The sequence below is a fragment of the Caballeronia sp. LZ034LL genome (assembly GCF_031451215.1).
GTDB lineage: Bacteria > Pseudomonadota > Gammaproteobacteria > Burkholderiales > Burkholderiaceae > Caballeronia.
This window is the reverse complement of sequence record NZ_JARUXR010000004.1, coordinates 280428-295220: the sequence shown is the minus strand read 5'-3', so window position 1 is coordinate 295220 and position 14793 is coordinate 280428. Positions and strand designations below refer to the sequence as shown.

Sequence of the window (14793 nt, the reverse complement as noted above, 5' to 3'; positions counted from 1 at the left end):
CGGACGGGCGCGCTGAAACGTTCGGGAGATTCTAGGAAGCCGATGTGACGTCCCGGTGACGCGCATGAGACGTCTAGATGAATACATCACTTGGACGGACATCGTCTTGAGACGATCGAGTAGATATGCGATCCGAACGAGCATTCACCTTTCAGCGCGTGCGCGCCATGATGGACCCCACAGATGCAGGACACATTACTCGGGACACCATCATGAACACAATCCATACGGATGTCGCCATCATCGGCGCGGGCAGCGCGGGACTTTCCGCGTACCGCGCGGCGAAGGCGGCGGGTGCAACGGCGCTTCTCATCGAAGGCGGCGCGCACGGGACGACCTGTGCGCGCGTCGGCTGTATGCCGTCGAAGCTGCTGATCGCAGCCGCGGATGCCGCGCATCATGCGCGTCACGGCGACGCGTTCGGCGTGCATGTGGACGGCGCGGTGCGCATCGATGGCCATGCGGTGATGGCGCGCGTGAAGTGTGAACGGGATCGCTTCGTCGGCTTCGTTGTCGAGGGTGTCAATGCCCTGCCCGCCGCAGACAAGCTGACCGGCTACGCGCGCTTCATCGACGACCGCTGGCTGATGGTCGGCGAGCATACGAAGGTTCACGCGAAGGCTGTCGTGATCGCGACGGGATCGAGCCCGGTCATGCCGGCGATGGTTCGCGCGCTCGGCGACCGTGCCGTCATCAACGACGACGTGTTCTCCTGGGACGACCTGCCGAAGCGCGTTGCCGTGGTCGGCGCGGGCGTCATCGGGCTGGAACTCGGGCAAGCGTTGGCACGGCTCGGCGTGCGGGTGACGGTGCTCGGCGCGCGCGGACGTGTGGGTCCGCTGACCGATCCCGCCATCCGCGCCTATGCAGAACGGACCTTCAGCGAGGCCTTCCGCTTCGAGCCGCGCGCGAATGTGCAGGCAGCCGTGCGCGAAGGCGATGAAGTGCGGCTGCGCTACGTTGCGGACACGGGCGAAGTGCGCGAAGACACGTTCGAATACGTGCTGGTGGCGGCGGGCCGCAAGCCGAACATCGGCGGACTCGGACTTCGCGATACATCGCTGGAACTCGATGCCGAGGGCATGCCCGTCTACGATGCGCGGACCTTGCAGGCCGGTACGCATCCGGTGTTCGTCGCCGGCGATGCCAACGGCGTGCTGCCCTTGCTGCACGAAGCCGCCGACGAAGGCCGCGCCGCGGGTGCCAACGCCGCGCGTGTCGCACGGGGCGAGCAGGCCGAGCCGCTCGAACGGCGCGCGCCGCTGGCGATCGCCTTCACCGACCCGGGCATCGCGATGGTCGGGGCACGTCATGCCGACCTTGCGCCCGGATCGTTCGTGACCGGCGAAGTGAGCTTCGAGGATCAGGGTCGCAGCCGCGTCATGCTGAGGAATTGCGGGCTCATGCATCTCTATGCCGAGCGTGCGACCGGCCGGTTCATCGGCGCGGAATGGATCGGGCCGGATGCGGAGCATATCGCGCATCTGCTGGCGTGGGCGCTGCAGATGAAGCTCACCGTCGACGACATGCTGCGCATGCCGTTCTACCATCCGGTGGTCGAGGAAGGTCTGCGCACCGCGCTGCGCGACGCCGCGCTCAAGCTGGCGTGAGGGTCGCGGCTGCGAGGGCATCGGCACGCACGTAGAATGACTTCATGCCGATGCCTCCCGACACCCCTCAGTCCCGCCAGCCCGATCTGCCGCTCCACACGCCCAGCACGGCCTCGCTCGCGGTGGCCGCGACCATCGCGATGATCGCGTGGCTCGCCTTCGCAGCACAGACGGACATCACCATCGCGCGGTTCGCCGGGCGCGGCTTCTCCGTCCTGGATGGCGTCGCGCGCATGAGCAGCTATCTGACGAACCTGACCGTGCTGCTGACGGCGTTCTGCTTCACCTGCGTCGCCACGCGCGCGCGTTTTCCGGTCGCGCGCTTCTTTCGACGGCCAACTGTCGTGACAGCGGTCGTCGTATACATCGTCTTCGTGGGGATCGCGTATAACGCGCTGCTGCGCTATCTGTGGACGCCGTCGGGTTATCGCGCGCTCGTCAACGAGTCGCTGCATACCGTGGTGCCCGCGCTCGCCGCGTTGTACTGGTTCCTGTTCGTGCCGCGCTTTCACCTGTCGCTCAGGCGTTGTTTGCTGTGGCTCGTCTATCCGCTCAGCTATCTCGTCATCACGCTGTGGCGCGGCAGTCTCTCCGACTTCTATCCGTACCCGTTCATCAACGTCTCGGAACTGGGCTACGAACGCGTGCTCGTCAACGCGACGATGCTGGTCGCTGCCTTTCTCGTTCTGATGGGCGTGTTCCTGGCGATCAATCATCGTCGCGAGGATCTGAGCGTCGCGGACCCGGAGGACGAATCGGGCGATTCGTCCTCCGGCCGCATCGATTAGCTTAGGCAAGCTCAGGCGGGCTTCGTGTCGAACATCAGCAGATCGACGCCCGCCTGCGCGAAGTTGGCGAGATCGCCGGCCGTCTTTTGGCCTTGCTCCGAACCCAGCGCACCTTGAATCGCTTCGAGCGAATCGAATTCCAGCAGCGCCACGAGGTGATACGGCGAATCCCCCGACGCCACCGCCACCGGCCCCGTGCTCACCTCATACTTGCGCAGGCCCGGTAGCGTCTTCGCGAGCGGCGCGTGGGTCGAAACGTAGTAATCGTCGAATGCCTTCGTGTCGGACGGTTTCTTGTAGAGCGCTACGAGCTGGGCCATCGTGATGTCTCCTGTGGTTGTTACCGCCGGGAAAGCAGGCGGAAGGGGCTACTGCTTTTCGAGTTGCAGATAGATGCGCTGCACGTTCTGCGGCTGGGCGATCGCGTAGAGCTTGTAGGTGCGGAACGCCGGGACCTGCACCGTGTGCATCGCCTCGGTCAGCCCGACGCCGTTCTTGTAGGCCTGCCTCACCGCCGCATCGAGTTCGCGCAGATAAACGCCGGTCTGCAGGATGTCGTCGTCGGGCATGGGCGGCCCGAAGCCGGGAACGACGGTATGCAGATCGAGCGCATGCAGGTTTTCGAGTGCCGCGAGCCAGCCGGGAATCTGCTCGTTGCGCAACTCGGGAATGCGTCCATTCGACACAAGCGCGCCCGCGAAGAGCACGCCGGTCTGGGTATCGAGCACCGCGAGGTCGCCAGGGGTGCTCGCGGGACCGAAATGCAGCAGTTGCAGCTTCCGACCGCCGCTTTCGAGCTCCGTTGTGCCGTTGACGGTTTCATCGGGCACGGTCACGCGCGAACCAGCCATCTCGTCTTCGCCGAGCGTCTTGCGCAGGTTCGCCAGACAGATCGAACAGCGCTCGCGAATCAGCTGCGCCGCGCGGGCATGCGCGAGAATCGGCACGCCCTGGTCGCGAAATGCTGCCGCGCCGAACACGAATTCCGGCGCCTGGTGCGTGATGATGACGCGCGTGACCGGCAGCGGCGTGACCTTGCGGATCGCCTCGAGCATCGCGCGGCCATAGCGGTAGGACGGTCCGGTGTCGATCACCGTCACGCCATCCGTCCCGACAACGAAGCCATTGTTCGCGACGATGCCGTGATTCGCGGGCGCGACCGCGCCGTTGTCGCCGATGAACGCATACACGCCCGGCGCGATGGCAACCGGCGCGGGCATGCCGCTCAGCGCCGCCTGCGCGAGCGCGCTCGCCGCGAGCAGCCAGTGCCCGACGAACCACGCACGAAAACGCGCATGCCAGCCGCGCCGCGTCATTTCATCGCCGAGGTCTGTGCGCTGCCGGGCTGGGCATTGACCGCCACGGCGCCATCCCACGACTTGCTCTTCGTGTCTTCGATATGCGCCTGCAACTCGCCCGTGCCGCTCGGCACGAAGTAGAAGCGGAAGTTGGGGTTCTCGCTGATCGAGAAGTTGACGTTGGCGGTCATCACGGGCTTGCCGGCATACGTGACGGCCACCTTGCGAACGAAATACGCCGACGCGTAGTTGCGCGTGATCTGGTTCATCGCCATGCCGGTGCGGTTCGGATGACGCACCATCACCTGCGCGAGTTCGGGCTTGCCGCTCACCGGCGCGCCTTCGGTACGCAGCCTGACCTCGCCGGCGGCGCGCTCGGCGGCGTCGTCATCCTTGTCGGCGGGTGCGGAACAGCCGCCCGAAGCCTTCACGAAACGCACCGCGCTGTAGAGCTTGCCGTCGTTGGTCTCGGCGACGACACGCATGAACGTATAGTCCTCGACCCGCACGCGCGTTTCGATGGTCGCGATGCCCGATTCCGGCGTGAATTCGAACGAACCCGCATATGGCTCCGGATTCTCGTCGATGAACAGGTACACCGCCTTGATGTAATGCGTCGGCGTCTGCGGAAACTGCGCATTGATCGCGATGGGCACGACGGAAGCGTCGGCGGCGCGCGCGGGGGCATCGAGCTTGATGACCGCGTCGCCGTGACGGTCGATCGTCCGGTCCTTGAAGGTGCCTTGCCTGAAGTCCTGCCAGCGCGCGTTCTGGTCGGGATTGTCGTCGGGCTGCGCAGCCTGTGTCGATATTGAAACAAGCAATGGAACAAGCACGGCGGAAGCGAAGCTCGCAGCCGTTACGAAGCGAGCGCCAAACCCTGCGGTCTTCATGATGTCCCTCCAGTGCGCCGCGGCGCTACTGTTCCCACTCCAGTTCCGCATAAGCGGCTGTCACATTGCGGCGATGGTATTCGTCGTACAGGAGCCACTTGCCGCGTTCATCCACACCGACACTGTCCACCGCCTGCTGCAACGTCTCGCCCTTCTTGATGGCTGCACGCACATCGCGCGCCAGCTTGGCGAGATAGTCTGCTTCGGCATCCAGCGCCTGCGGCCAGGGCGGATCCAGCGGACCATGACCGGGCACGACATGACGCGGTTTCATCTGCCGAATGCGCGCGATGTCGTCCAGCCAGCCCATCACGCTGCCGTCCACTACCGGAATGCATCCGGCGAACAGCAGGTCGCCGGTCCACAGCGTGCCGCTCTTCTCATCGTATACCGTCAAGTCGTTGTTGGTATGCGCGGTTTTCCAGGTGCGCAAGGTCAACGTGCGGCCGCCCAGATCGAGCGTGCCTTCGCCGTGGATGCTCTGCGTCGGCGGGACGATCTCGCTGCCCTCCGCCGCCGCGCCGAGTTCGCGATGCAGCGCGCGCAGATAGTTGTCGGCGCGTGCGGCTTCGGCCTGCGCCAGGCTCGCGTTGCCGACGAACTGCGGATGATCGTCCTTGAACGCCGCATTGCCGAAGATGTGATCCGGATGCATGTGCGTGTTGATCACATAGCAGACCGGCAGCGGCGTGACCTGGCGGATGGCGGCGCGCAACGCGCGGCCTTCCGCGAGCGTGCCGCCGGTGTCGATCACGGCGACACAACGCGTCCCGACGACAAAGCCCACGTTCGCGATGTCGCCGCCGTTCGCAGACGTCGCGAGCGCGTCATGGCCGCGATGCGCGTAGTTGCCTGGTGCAATCTGCGTGACCGGCAAGGGCGTCTGTGCGCGCGCGATGCTTGCGCATGCAAGCAACCCGAGCAACATGAGCGACATGAGCAACGCGCCGCGCGATGCCGTCCCCATCACGCGCCGCCCGCTTGCGCGAGGCGCTTCGGGCGGCGCACGCCGAACGGCGCGTATTCCTGTTCGAGGAACGGCTCGGCGTGTTCGAGCAGGAAGCGGCGAAACGCGAGACAGGTCGGCGAAAGCTGCTTCGAACGCGAATGCACGAGTTGCCAGGTGCGCTCGACCGGCGTGCCGTTCACGTCGAGTATGCAGATTTCGCCGGTGCGCAGTTCGAGCGACAGCGTGTGCAAGGAGATGAGGCTCACGCCCATGCCGGCCATCACGGCCTGCTTGATGGTTTCGTTGCTGCCCAGCGTGACGCTGCGCGCGGGCACGAAGAGGTTCTGTCGAAACACATGCTCCGCAACCGCGCGCGTGCCCGAACCGGGCTCGCGCAGCAGGAAGGTGTCGTGCGCGAGTTCCTGCAGGTCGAAACCGCGTGCGTGCCGCAAAGGATGCGACAGCGGCGCGACGATCACGTGCGGATGATAGGCAAGCGGTTCGGCGGTGGTGCCGAGCTCGGGCGGCGGACGGCCCATGATGGCGAGATCGGTGGCGTTGTCCTGCAGCAGACGCAGCAGCGTTTCACGATTGCCGACCGAAAAGTGCACATCGACCTTCGGATACTGCTGCGAATACAGCGCCAGCAGCTTGGGCGCGAAGTAGGTGGCGGAACTGACGATGCTCACCGCAATCGAGCCGCTGTCCGCCTGCGTGAGCGACATCATCGCGTCTTCGGCGTCCTTGATTTCACCGAGGATGCGGCTCGCATGATGCGACAGGCGCTCACCGGCTTCGGTCAGCGCAAGGCGCCGCGCCACGCGTTCGAAGAGCGGCAGGCCGATGGCGTCTTCGAGCTGGCGAATCTGCATCGATACGGCGGGCTGCGTCAGGTGCAGTTCCTCGGCCGCGCGCGCGAAGCTCGGGCAACGCGCCGCGATGACGAAGATCTGCAACTGCCGAAGCGTGAGAGAGCGGATGAAGTTCACGAACGAGCGCCCTCTGGCCGGAGCGCCAGTGGCGTCGTGATCGGGGAAGCCTTGCGCATGGTGATCGACTTCGCCATCGTGCTTCTCCGTGCCGAGGTCCGTTGCTGAGGTCGGTTCCTGCCGGGCCGATTCTACTCCAGCGAATCGGCCCGAAAAACCGGTACAAGCACGGTCCTGCTCTTACCCGCGCACGGCAGACCTCAGAACACGCTCCCCCCGGGCGAAGGCGGCTGCGGCGTCGCGGACGAATACGCACCCCAGGCCGGCGACGGCGCGCTCGACCCCAGCGTGAAATCGATCGTCCCGCCGTTCTTCAGTGTGGCGAGCGGCAGCCACGTGCTGTTGTAGGCCGCGCCATTGACCTTCATCGACTGGATATAGGTCTGCACCGAGTTGGCCGTAAGGGTCAGCGCCTGGCCGTTGCCGAGATGGATCACGGCGCTGGTGAAACGCGGACTGGCGACCGTCAGGCCCGGCTCGCCGGGAATGAGCGGATACAGTCCCAGCGCGGCCCACACGAACCAGCCCGAGGTGGCGCCTTCGTCATCGTTGCCCGGCAGGCCCGATGGCGTCGCGAGGTACTGGGTCTCGGCGATGTTGGCGACCGCCGCCTGGGTGAGATCCGGCCGGCTCGTCCAGTTGAACAGCCAGGGCGTCGCGAACATCGGCTCGTTGGTCATGATCAGTTGCGGCTCGAAGGCCGTGAGCCGGGCGATCACCGCCTGATCGCCACCGAGCAGCCCGAACAATCCGCCGATGTCGTGCGGCACCATCCACGTGTACTCCTCGGCGGTGCCTTCGACGGGATCGGTCGTCGTGTAGGCCGGCCACGTGCCGTTCTGGTTGCGCGGCTGGAGCTGCGTGACCGATACGCCGTTCAGCTTGGTCGCGTTGTACCGCATGACGTTGGCCCAGTTGTGCGAGCGCGCGAGCAGCTTCGTCGCGTTCACCGAATCACCCATGGCCTGAACGAACTGCGAGACGGCGAAGTCGGTGCTGGCATATTCCAGGGTCGTCGAAGACGTGCCGTTGCTATGGCTGGAATCAATGACGATTCCCGCATCGTCCGGCAGGTAGCCAAGCGCAATGTACTTGCTTAGTCCAGGCAGCACCGTGTGTCCAACGCAGCTCGCCGACGCATCGGTCTCGTCGTTGAGCATGATCTTCAGGGCGGACGCCGTGTCGAAGTCGGTCGCGCCGTACAGGTAGCTTTCGGCGACGATGGTGGACACCGTGTCGGCGGGCATCACGTTGCTGTTGTTCGTGCCTTCGATCCACTGGGGAAACGCGTTGCCGCACGCAAGGCCGTCGTTGACCAGCGACTGCATCATGTCGCTGGTCTGCTGCGGCGCGGTCAGCGCCATCAGCGGCATCAGCGAGCGATAGGTGTCCCAGCTCGAAAACGTGGTGTATTGCGCACGCGTCTGGCCCGCGCTGTTGGTGCCCGCGTTGGCGCTGGGCGTCGACAGCGGGATGAAGTTGCTGTCGTACTTCGGCTGCGAGTTGAAGACCGGATAGTCGCCGTTGGCGTCACTGATCAACGAAGGCGCAAGCGACGCGTGATACAGCGCCGTATAGAAGTCCGTCGTGTCGCTCGCGCTGCCGCCGCTCACCTGGATCGTGTTCAGACGCGTGTTCCAGGCGGTGTCCGCGTTCGCGCTGGCGGTATTGAAGGTGACGAGCGTATTGCCCGCGCCGGCCTGTTCCTGCTGCAAGTTGGCCTGCGCATTCGCGACGCTGACGTAGGAAAGACCCACCCGCATGGTCACGACCAGCGGCGCCGTCTTGGAAGGCGTGAAGTTCAGCGTGGCCGTCGAGTTCATCACGCTGGACGTGAAGGGTTGATCGAACGTGACGTAGAAGTAGACGGGATAGGACTGGTTGTCGCTGCAGAAATTGCCGCCCAGCCACACGCCCTGCACCGTCTGAGGCGCGCTGCTGCCGCCCGGCACGATGTTTCCGCCCCACGGATGGTCATGCGAATCGGCGGTCATCGTCAATTGCGCCGCTTGCCCGGCGGGAAAGGTGAAACGGCCAAGGCCGGTGCGCTGCGTGGCGGTGAGTTCCACCTGGATGCCGTCGTTCAGCTTGACGCTGTAGTAGCCGGGCTTGGTCGTCTCGTTCGTGGGAGAGAACGCGCCGGACGTGCCGGGCATCACCGGCAGGCCGCCGCCGCCGTCGCCGCAACCCGTGCCGCTCAGGTGCGTCAGGCTGAAGTCCTGGATGGTCGTGGCGCCGTTGAAATAACCGGTCGTGGTCCAGGTGTTGATGCCGCCGGGATTCGGCGTGTCCGGTCCCCACTGCACCATCCCGAACGGCAGCCCGGCGAGCAGCGACGTCGCGCCGCCGTTGTCCGTGCCGATCCGTTCGTTCACGTTCGGCGTCAGGTGCATGACGACGGGGGCCGGCGCCGACGCGGCCGGCTTCGCCGTCGTGCCTGGCGTGACCGGAGCAATCGGTGTGGTCGGCGTGACCGGCAGAATCGGCGTGCCACTGCCGCTGCCTTGCATCGTATTGCTCACGGCCGGCGAGTTAGCGACCGGCGCCGTGGCCGATGTGCCATCGCCGCCCGTCGAGGGAGCAGGCGCCGGCGGAGCCGCGGCGGGACCGCCCGCTGTCGCCGGTGCAGCAGCATGCGCGGCGCCGCCGCTCGAACTCGAATCACCTCCACAGCCGCTCAACAGGCCCGCCACGGCCAGCACCACAAGCCATTCGCTTAGTCTCTTCAAGGTCGTCTCCAGGTGGACTTCGCCCGGCTTCCGCCGCGAGACGCTTGCGCGCACCGCGTCGGAGCCGGGCATTTCGAGGCCCCCGAGAGCGCCCGCCCACCGGGCGCCACGGGAGTGCCCTCACTGCGTTCTTTGTGCGAACGGCTGCGTGTAGTCCGCGGCCGGCCCGGACGGCGGAGTCAGCGCGGACCCGCTTGCCCATGGCGTGTAGGTGGATGAAAGCGTGTAGCTCAGCGTGCCGCCATTGGCGATCGCCGCGAGCGGCAGCCACGAGCCCTTCCATTCCTGGCCGTTCAACTTGACGGACGAAATGAACGGCTTGTTGTTGAGCAGCGCGTTGTCGTCGGTTTCGATACGCAGCTTCTTCGTGCCGTCGCCCAGCCAGATCGTTGCACCGCCGAACTGCGGCGTCGACATCGCCAGACCCGGTGCGGACGGAATCACGGGATACAGTCCGAGCGATGCCCACACGTACCATCCCGACAGCGCCCCCATGCCGTCAGTGCCCGGCAGCCCGCCCGGATCATTGCGGAAGGTCTGCTTCATGATCATCGGGATCACCCACTGGGCGACCGTCGGATAGGTGGCCCAGTTGTAGGCCCAGGGCGTCTGCATCGAGGGCTTGCCGCCTATGTAGAACGTGCTGCCGCTCGCGCCGCTGTTGAGCGTCAGCGCACTGGGCGTCGGGCTGTTGAAGGGATCTTGAGGGTTGAGGCCGAACAGCGTATCGAGCCGCTGGATGGCCAGCGCATTGCCGCCGATCTGCGCGATCAGGGTGGTGTAGTCGTGCTGGGCGGTCCAGAGGTAGTTCGGCTCCGTGGCTTGCAGAAAGCCGCCGTTGTTCGTTCCGGAAAAGTCCCACTGACCCTTCGAATCCTTGGGCACCAGCCCCACGGTCTCGCCGAAGTACTGCTGACTGGCCGGAATGCTGGCGTTGAGGAGGTTGAGCCAGTTGCTCGCGCGGCTGTGCAGTGTCGCGATGCTGGCTGAATCCTGCTGGTTCCCCAGCAGGGCGAGAAAGTTGCCGACGGACTCGTCGGTCGTCTGGAACTCCAGGGTCAACGATCCCGCGGGCGATGTGGGAACCAGGTCTGTCGGGACGTAGCCGTTCTGCGAATAGAAAAGGCCCGCGTCCTGCGCATAGGAGGTGCCGCTGCCCTCCAGAATGCTGGTGACGTTATTGCATCGCCCCGCGGTGAACGCGCCGCCCGGCGCCGTGCCGAACGCGGACTGCAGCATGTACTTGCGGGCCGTCGAGGTATCGAAGCTGCGCGCACCGAAGGTGTATGCGCCGGCGATCGCATTCGGCGCAGGGTCGCCCTCCATCCCCACGGTATCGTCACTGCCGTCCACCCAGTGCGGGAATGCACCGCACTGCACGGCATCCGCAACGAGCGACTGCATCATGTCGCTGACCTCGGATGGGAACAGCAACGCCTGGAACTGCGTCAGCGATCGATAGGTATCCCACAGCGCGAAGCCCGAGTAGTGCGTCTTGTACGCCGTCGGGGCGCCGGGCACCGCAAACTGCCCGACGTTCACGGTCTTGCGCGCCGGCGCCGTGTTGGCCTGCGCGGTCAGATCCGTCTGCTGCATGCTGCGGTAATCGCCGTTGACGTCGCTGTAGACCGTCGGCCCCATCATCGTGCGATAGAGCGCCGTATAGAACTGGGTGACATAGTCGGTCGCCAACTGGAGCTGGGTTCCGCTGAGTGCGCTCATGGCGCCCGGTCCGGCGATATCCAGCTGCACCGCGTTGAGCCGGCGATTCCAGATCGCATCCTGGTTCCTGCGCACCGCGTCGAACGACCAGTCGGCGTTCTCGGTCGCCAGATTGAGCTTCGCGTTGTCCGCGCTGACCGACGAGATGCCGGCCTTCAGCTGGACCACCGTGGGGCCGTTCGTCGCGCTCGTCTTGAACGCGATCACCGCGGCGCCGTTGTAGATCTTGGTGGCGGCTGCATCGATCGGCGTATCGAAGACGATATAGAACGACACCGGCTTGTACCATGTGCCGTTGCAGAAGGTGCCGACCACGGTCTGGCCGGACACCACGCCTGTCTGCGTGTCCACCGAGAAATTCACCTGCGCGGCCGGCACGGGGCTCTTCATTGCGCCGCTGACGAGCGCGTCCACGACCAACGTCGGGGCCGTGCCCGCCGGAAACGTCAGCCGGGCCATGCCGGTGCGCGTCGTTGCCGTGAGCTCAGTGAGAATTCCGTTGTCGTCCTTGACGCTGTAATAGCCCGGCTGCGCAGACTCGTTCGCATGCGAAAACGAGGGCGCCGTGGTGCCCGGTATCATCGCCACCGCGCCCTGGCCACGGCAGCCGACACCGTTCAGATGCGTGAGGCTGAAGAAGTCGATGGTCGAATCGGAATATAGATAACCTCCCGAACCCGGGCTGGTCGGCGCACTGTTGCCGGGCGTATCCGGCCCGAAGTTCACCATGCCGAAGGGCGCCTGCGCGCCGGGGTTGAGATTGCCGGCAACCCCGATGAGTCCCGTGTCCGTCGGGGCGGTCCCAATGAATGGGTTGACGAATCGCGTCAGGCCCGTCATGTCGACGCGTGAAACGGCCGGAGTCGCGGAGGCCGTGCTCGCAACGGGTTTGGCCGCAACGGCAGCGGCCGGCGGCGCGCTGAGCGGACTCCTCACGACATTGGCCGGGCTGCTGGCCGGCGTGCTTGCGACGGCGCCCGGCGTGCTGGTCGGGGTGCTTCGAACTGGCGCTGCCGGCGCCGCAGGGGCCGCCGGGGCCAGCGTCGCCGTACCGGAAAGGGCGCCTGCTGGCGGGTTGGGATCGGAACTGCCTCCGCCGCAGCCGCCAAGCGCGACGACGCCAGCCAGGGCAATGGCCAGCTTGAAAAATTTGTTCATGATTTCCGCTGTTCTTTTGGTTTGATCAGGTCTCGACGCACTCGTCGAAGCGGGACGGGCAAGACAGCGGAATGGTTTGACGTTGCCGCCATCGTGCGCGATGGGCGTTCGTTCGAAAGTCGGGAACACGAACGTCCATGGGACCGAACGTTGATCGTCCGATCGCCCCGCTTCACGCGTTTGTTCAGCTATACGAATGGGCGTCCATCGATGACCCTGCGCAGCCGGGCGCCCGGCAGGTCATCGACGAATGCCACGGGATGAAGGTAACGCGGGCGCCGTGGTAACCGGCTTATTGCCGTTGCTTAGCGCGCGCCGGGTTTGCTGCGGGGAATCGGCATATGGCACGCCGATGACAGCCGGTTCAGTCGGGCCTGAGATGACGGCGGAAGGTCTGAAGAGGGGTGTTGCCAGGCGGATCGTGATCCGCCTGGCGCTGGTGCGGGACTGCTCGCTCAGCCGTTCAACTCAATTGCTGGCGCGAGGCGCGTTGGACGGCTTGACCGGTCCTCCGCCCGGCGTAGTCATGTTCTTGAGCGAGCCTTGATACGCGAGTGTTTCCTTCGCGAGCGGATGCGCGAAGTCGCCGCCGTCGCCGGGAATTTCCGTGCGGATCATCAGCAGATGTCCGGGCACGTCATCGGCCATCACGAACGTGTAGCGCTTGGCGAGATACTTCTTGAAGCGGTCCGCGTTGGGATCGTTCAGGTAAGGCTGGATGACGATCTGCTGTGCCTTCGCGTGCTTGCCGAGCCCGAGCGACTCGCTCGACACCGGCGTGATGGCTGGACCCGCCGCCAGCGCCATCCGCACGCGCTGCTGGAAGTAACGCCGCTGTCCGCCCGTCAGCTGTTCCATCTCGGCGATGTCATGTTCGAGAAAGTAGATGATCATCGGATTGCAAGGCAGCCCGCCCGGCACGTTGACGTTGCCCGTGCGGTCGGTCACGCGCGCGTCGTTGTGGCTGTTGCCGGGACTCATGACTAGCACGCGCACGGTGTCGTTCACCTTCGCGGGCGGCCCGGAGTAATCCACCGCATAGTCCAGTTCTGTCTGCGGCTCGACGCCGCTCAGATGCGGCTGCATGAAGAGCAAGCGCTCCGCCGGCGCGATCTGCACGGCCGGCGCCGACGCAGCGGGCGCATCCGCTGCCCTCGCCGTGGTCAGCATGTGCGCGGCGCACGCGAGAACACAAACGCCCAGTGCCCGCTTCATTGCGTGGAGGCCGGTTGCAACGGCAGCAAGGGCACCTGATAGCTGGTCAGGATCTCGTTGATCTTCGGCTGATTCGACGCGATCCAGTTGTCCACCTTGTCGCGCCACGCTTTTTCGCCATAGCGCACGCCCATCGAGATCTCGTAGTCGAAACGGATCGGCTGGCCGGCGGGGAACGCTACGAGCCGCACCTTGTTGTCCGAACGGTTGACGAAATAACCCGCGATCGGCCCCCAGACGAACGCTGCATCGACGTCGCCCTTGGCCAGATCGCGTTCGATCATCTCGCCCGGAAAGGCTTCGGGATCGCCGCTCTGTCCTTGATACGACACCGCCTGGTTGAGCAGGTTGTGGCTCAGGAGCCAGTCGGTCGCGGGGCTCTTCACGAAGATGCCGAGCTTCATCTTCTTCAACTGGTCCGGCGGCAGGTTCATGAGGTCCGTCGGCGACTTGATGCTCGCGTATTCGGGCTTGTTCGGGAACACCATCGCATAGGTGGAATGCAGCCACGGCCGGGTGGTTGCCGTGAGTTCATACCCCTTCGGCACGCCGATGATCAGGTCGCACTTGAAACGCTCGCTCTGCGGCACCTTCTCGCGCAGCGTATTGCGCACGAAGCCCATGCGCTGCGGCCAATAGGTGTATTCGAGCTTGTAGCCGAAGTCGCTCGCCATCTGGCTCGCGATCTTGTTCTCATAGCCTTCGCCCTTCTTGTTCGAGAGCGGCATGTTGTTGGGATCGGCGCACACGCGCAGCACGCCGTCCGCGCCGTCGTTGTCCGGCAGATTGGGCGGCGGCCCGCCCGCGCCCTGCGCAAAAGCGGATTGCGCCGGGAACGTCGCGCACACCGCGCAGAGCACGGCGAGGAATCGAAACGAAGCGTGACGACTGGACATCGAAGCACCTCCGGGTTGAAAGCAATCATCGGACGTCGGCCGCATTCGCGTGCGGCGCGCGTCCTTATTTTGCATCGATCGCCTGCAAGTCGCCCGGATTGATCTTGCCGTCGGAGCGTCCCTTCAGATACGCGTACAGGTTTTCCCAGTTCTTCTGCATCATCTGGCTGGTGCTGAAGTCCGGCATGCCCTTGTCCACGCGTCCGCCGAACACGGTGCGATGGAATTCGGTCTTGTCCAGCGTCTTGAAAGCGTCGATCAACGAAGGGCCGACCATGCCTTCCTGTTTTGCCCCGTGACAGCGTTCGCATGCAAGTGCGCGCCAGGTCTTCCAGCCTTGCAGCGTATCGCTATCGACCTTGTTGCCTTCGACGACCTTGTACGCGACCGGCTTCACTTGCGCAGGCATCGGAGGAGGCGTCTGCGCGAACGAAGCGGAAGACGCAGCAAGCGTCATCGCCAGCATCAAGAGTGATCGGCCTTTCATACGTCTGACTCCTTGTACATGTCTTTGTCATGAGGGGAAGCGCGGCGCGGCGGCCGTTG

12 protein-coding genes are annotated in these 14793 nt (G+C 65.1%); 2 read left to right on the top strand and 10 right to left on the bottom strand.

What is annotated here, in order from left to right:
- The first annotated feature begins 212 nt into the window (after window positions 1-212).
- A complete protein-coding gene (locus QCE83_RS28740) occupies window positions 213-1610 on the top strand; it encodes a dihydrolipoyl dehydrogenase (protein ID WP_309819286.1) in 1398 nt (465 codons plus the stop codon).
- Between the two features lie 50 nt (window positions 1611-1660).
- Window positions 1661-2398 carry a Pr6Pr family membrane protein gene (locus QCE83_RS28735; RefSeq protein WP_404986144.1) on the top strand — a complete coding sequence of 246 codons (738 nt, stop codon included), beginning with the start codon at window positions 1661-1663 and terminating at the stop codon, window positions 2396-2398.
- 11 nt (window positions 2399-2409) lie between these two features.
- Here the strand turns inward: QCE83_RS28735 and QCE83_RS28730 are convergent, their stop codons facing one another.
- From QCE83_RS28730 to QCE83_RS28685, 10 genes are all read right to left on the bottom strand, one after another.
- Window positions 2410-2718 (bottom strand): EthD family reductase, encoded by a 309-nt coding sequence (locus tag QCE83_RS28730; RefSeq protein WP_309819282.1) that lies wholly within the window; start codon window positions 2716-2718, stop codon window positions 2410-2412.
- A gap of 48 nt (window positions 2719-2766) precedes the next feature.
- Window positions 2767-3714: an MBL fold metallo-hydrolase gene (locus QCE83_RS28725; protein WP_309819280.1), complete on the bottom strand. Its 948-nt coding sequence runs from the start codon at window positions 3712-3714 to the stop codon at window positions 2767-2769.
- On the bottom strand, window positions 3711-4589 hold the full coding sequence (locus QCE83_RS28720) for a quinoprotein dehydrogenase-associated SoxYZ-like carrier (RefSeq protein ID WP_309819278.1): 879 nt from the start codon (window positions 4587-4589) through the stop codon (window positions 3711-3713). The genes QCE83_RS28725 and QCE83_RS28720 overlap by 4 nt, the downstream gene beginning before the upstream one ends.
- A gap of 25 nt (window positions 4590-4614) precedes the next feature.
- Window positions 4615-5526: a quinoprotein relay system zinc metallohydrolase 2 gene (locus QCE83_RS28715; protein ID WP_309819276.1), complete on the bottom strand. Its 912-nt coding sequence runs from the start codon at window positions 5524-5526 to the stop codon at window positions 4615-4617.
- Between the two features lie 29 nt (window positions 5527-5555).
- Window positions 5556-6527 carry a LysR substrate-binding domain-containing protein gene (locus QCE83_RS28710; protein WP_309819274.1) on the bottom strand — a complete coding sequence of 324 codons (972 nt, stop codon included), beginning with the start codon at window positions 6525-6527 and terminating at the stop codon, window positions 5556-5558.
- 200 nt (window positions 6528-6727) lie between these two features.
- The gene (locus QCE83_RS28705; protein ID WP_309819272.1) at window positions 6728-9256 is read right to left on the bottom strand and encodes a GH92 family glycosyl hydrolase; all 2529 of its coding nucleotides are present in this window, start codon (window positions 9254-9256) and stop codon (window positions 6728-6730) included.
- Window positions 9257-9376: 120 nt separating this feature from the next.
- Window positions 9377-12136 (bottom strand): GH92 family glycosyl hydrolase, encoded by a 2760-nt coding sequence (locus QCE83_RS28700; protein WP_309819270.1) that lies wholly within the window; start codon window positions 12134-12136, stop codon window positions 9377-9379.
- Window positions 12137-12604: 468 nt separating this feature from the next.
- On the bottom strand, window positions 12605-13351 hold the full coding sequence (locus QCE83_RS28695; protein ID WP_309819268.1) for a hypothetical protein: 747 nt from the start codon (window positions 13349-13351) through the stop codon (window positions 12605-12607).
- Window positions 13348-14247 carry a substrate-binding domain-containing protein gene (locus QCE83_RS28690; protein ID WP_309819266.1) on the bottom strand — a complete coding sequence of 300 codons (900 nt, stop codon included), beginning with the start codon at window positions 14245-14247 and terminating at the stop codon, window positions 13348-13350. Before QCE83_RS28690 ends, QCE83_RS28695 begins: the two co-directional genes overlap by 4 nt.
- A 64-nt stretch (window positions 14248-14311) precedes the next feature.
- Complete coding sequence (locus QCE83_RS28685; RefSeq protein ID WP_309819264.1) at window positions 14312-14734, bottom strand: c-type cytochrome; 423 nt, start codon at window positions 14732-14734, stop codon at window positions 14312-14314.
- Window positions 14735-14793: the final 59 nt, after the last annotated feature.

Excerpts from the sequence above, each read along its gene's own strand:
- QCE83_RS28740 (WP_309819286.1), top strand. The coding sequence starts at position 213 with ATGAACACAATCCATACGGATGTCGCCATCATCGGCGCGGGCAGCGCG.
- QCE83_RS28735 (WP_404986144.1), top strand. The coding sequence starts at position 1,661 with ATGCCTCCCGACACCCCTCAGTCCCGCCAGCCCGATCTGCCGCTCCAC.
- QCE83_RS28730 (WP_309819282.1), bottom strand. The coding sequence starts at position 2,718 with ATGGCCCAGCTCGTAGCGCTCTACAAGAAACCGTCCGACACGAAGGCA.
- QCE83_RS28725 (WP_309819280.1), bottom strand. The coding sequence starts at position 3,714 with ATGACGCGGCGCGGCTGGCATGCGCGTTTTCGTGCGTGGTTCGTCGGG.
- QCE83_RS28720 (WP_309819278.1), bottom strand. The coding sequence starts at position 4,589 with ATGAAGACCGCAGGGTTTGGCGCTCGCTTCGTAACGGCTGCGAGCTTC.
- QCE83_RS28715 (WP_309819276.1), bottom strand. The coding sequence starts at position 5,526 with ATGTCGCTCATGTTGCTCGGGTTGCTTGCATGCGCAAGCATCGCGCGC.
- QCE83_RS28700 (WP_309819270.1), bottom strand. The coding sequence starts at position 12,136 with ATGAACAAATTTTTCAAGCTGGCCATTGCCCTGGCTGGCGTCGTCGCG.
- QCE83_RS28695 (WP_309819268.1), bottom strand. The coding sequence starts at position 13,351 with ATGAAGCGGGCACTGGGCGTTTGTGTTCTCGCGTGCGCCGCGCACATG.
- QCE83_RS28690 (WP_309819266.1), bottom strand. The coding sequence starts at position 14,247 with ATGTCCAGTCGTCACGCTTCGTTTCGATTCCTCGCCGTGCTCTGCGCG.
- QCE83_RS28685 (WP_309819264.1), bottom strand. The coding sequence starts at position 14,734 with ATGAAAGGCCGATCACTCTTGATGCTGGCGATGACGCTTGCTGCGTCT.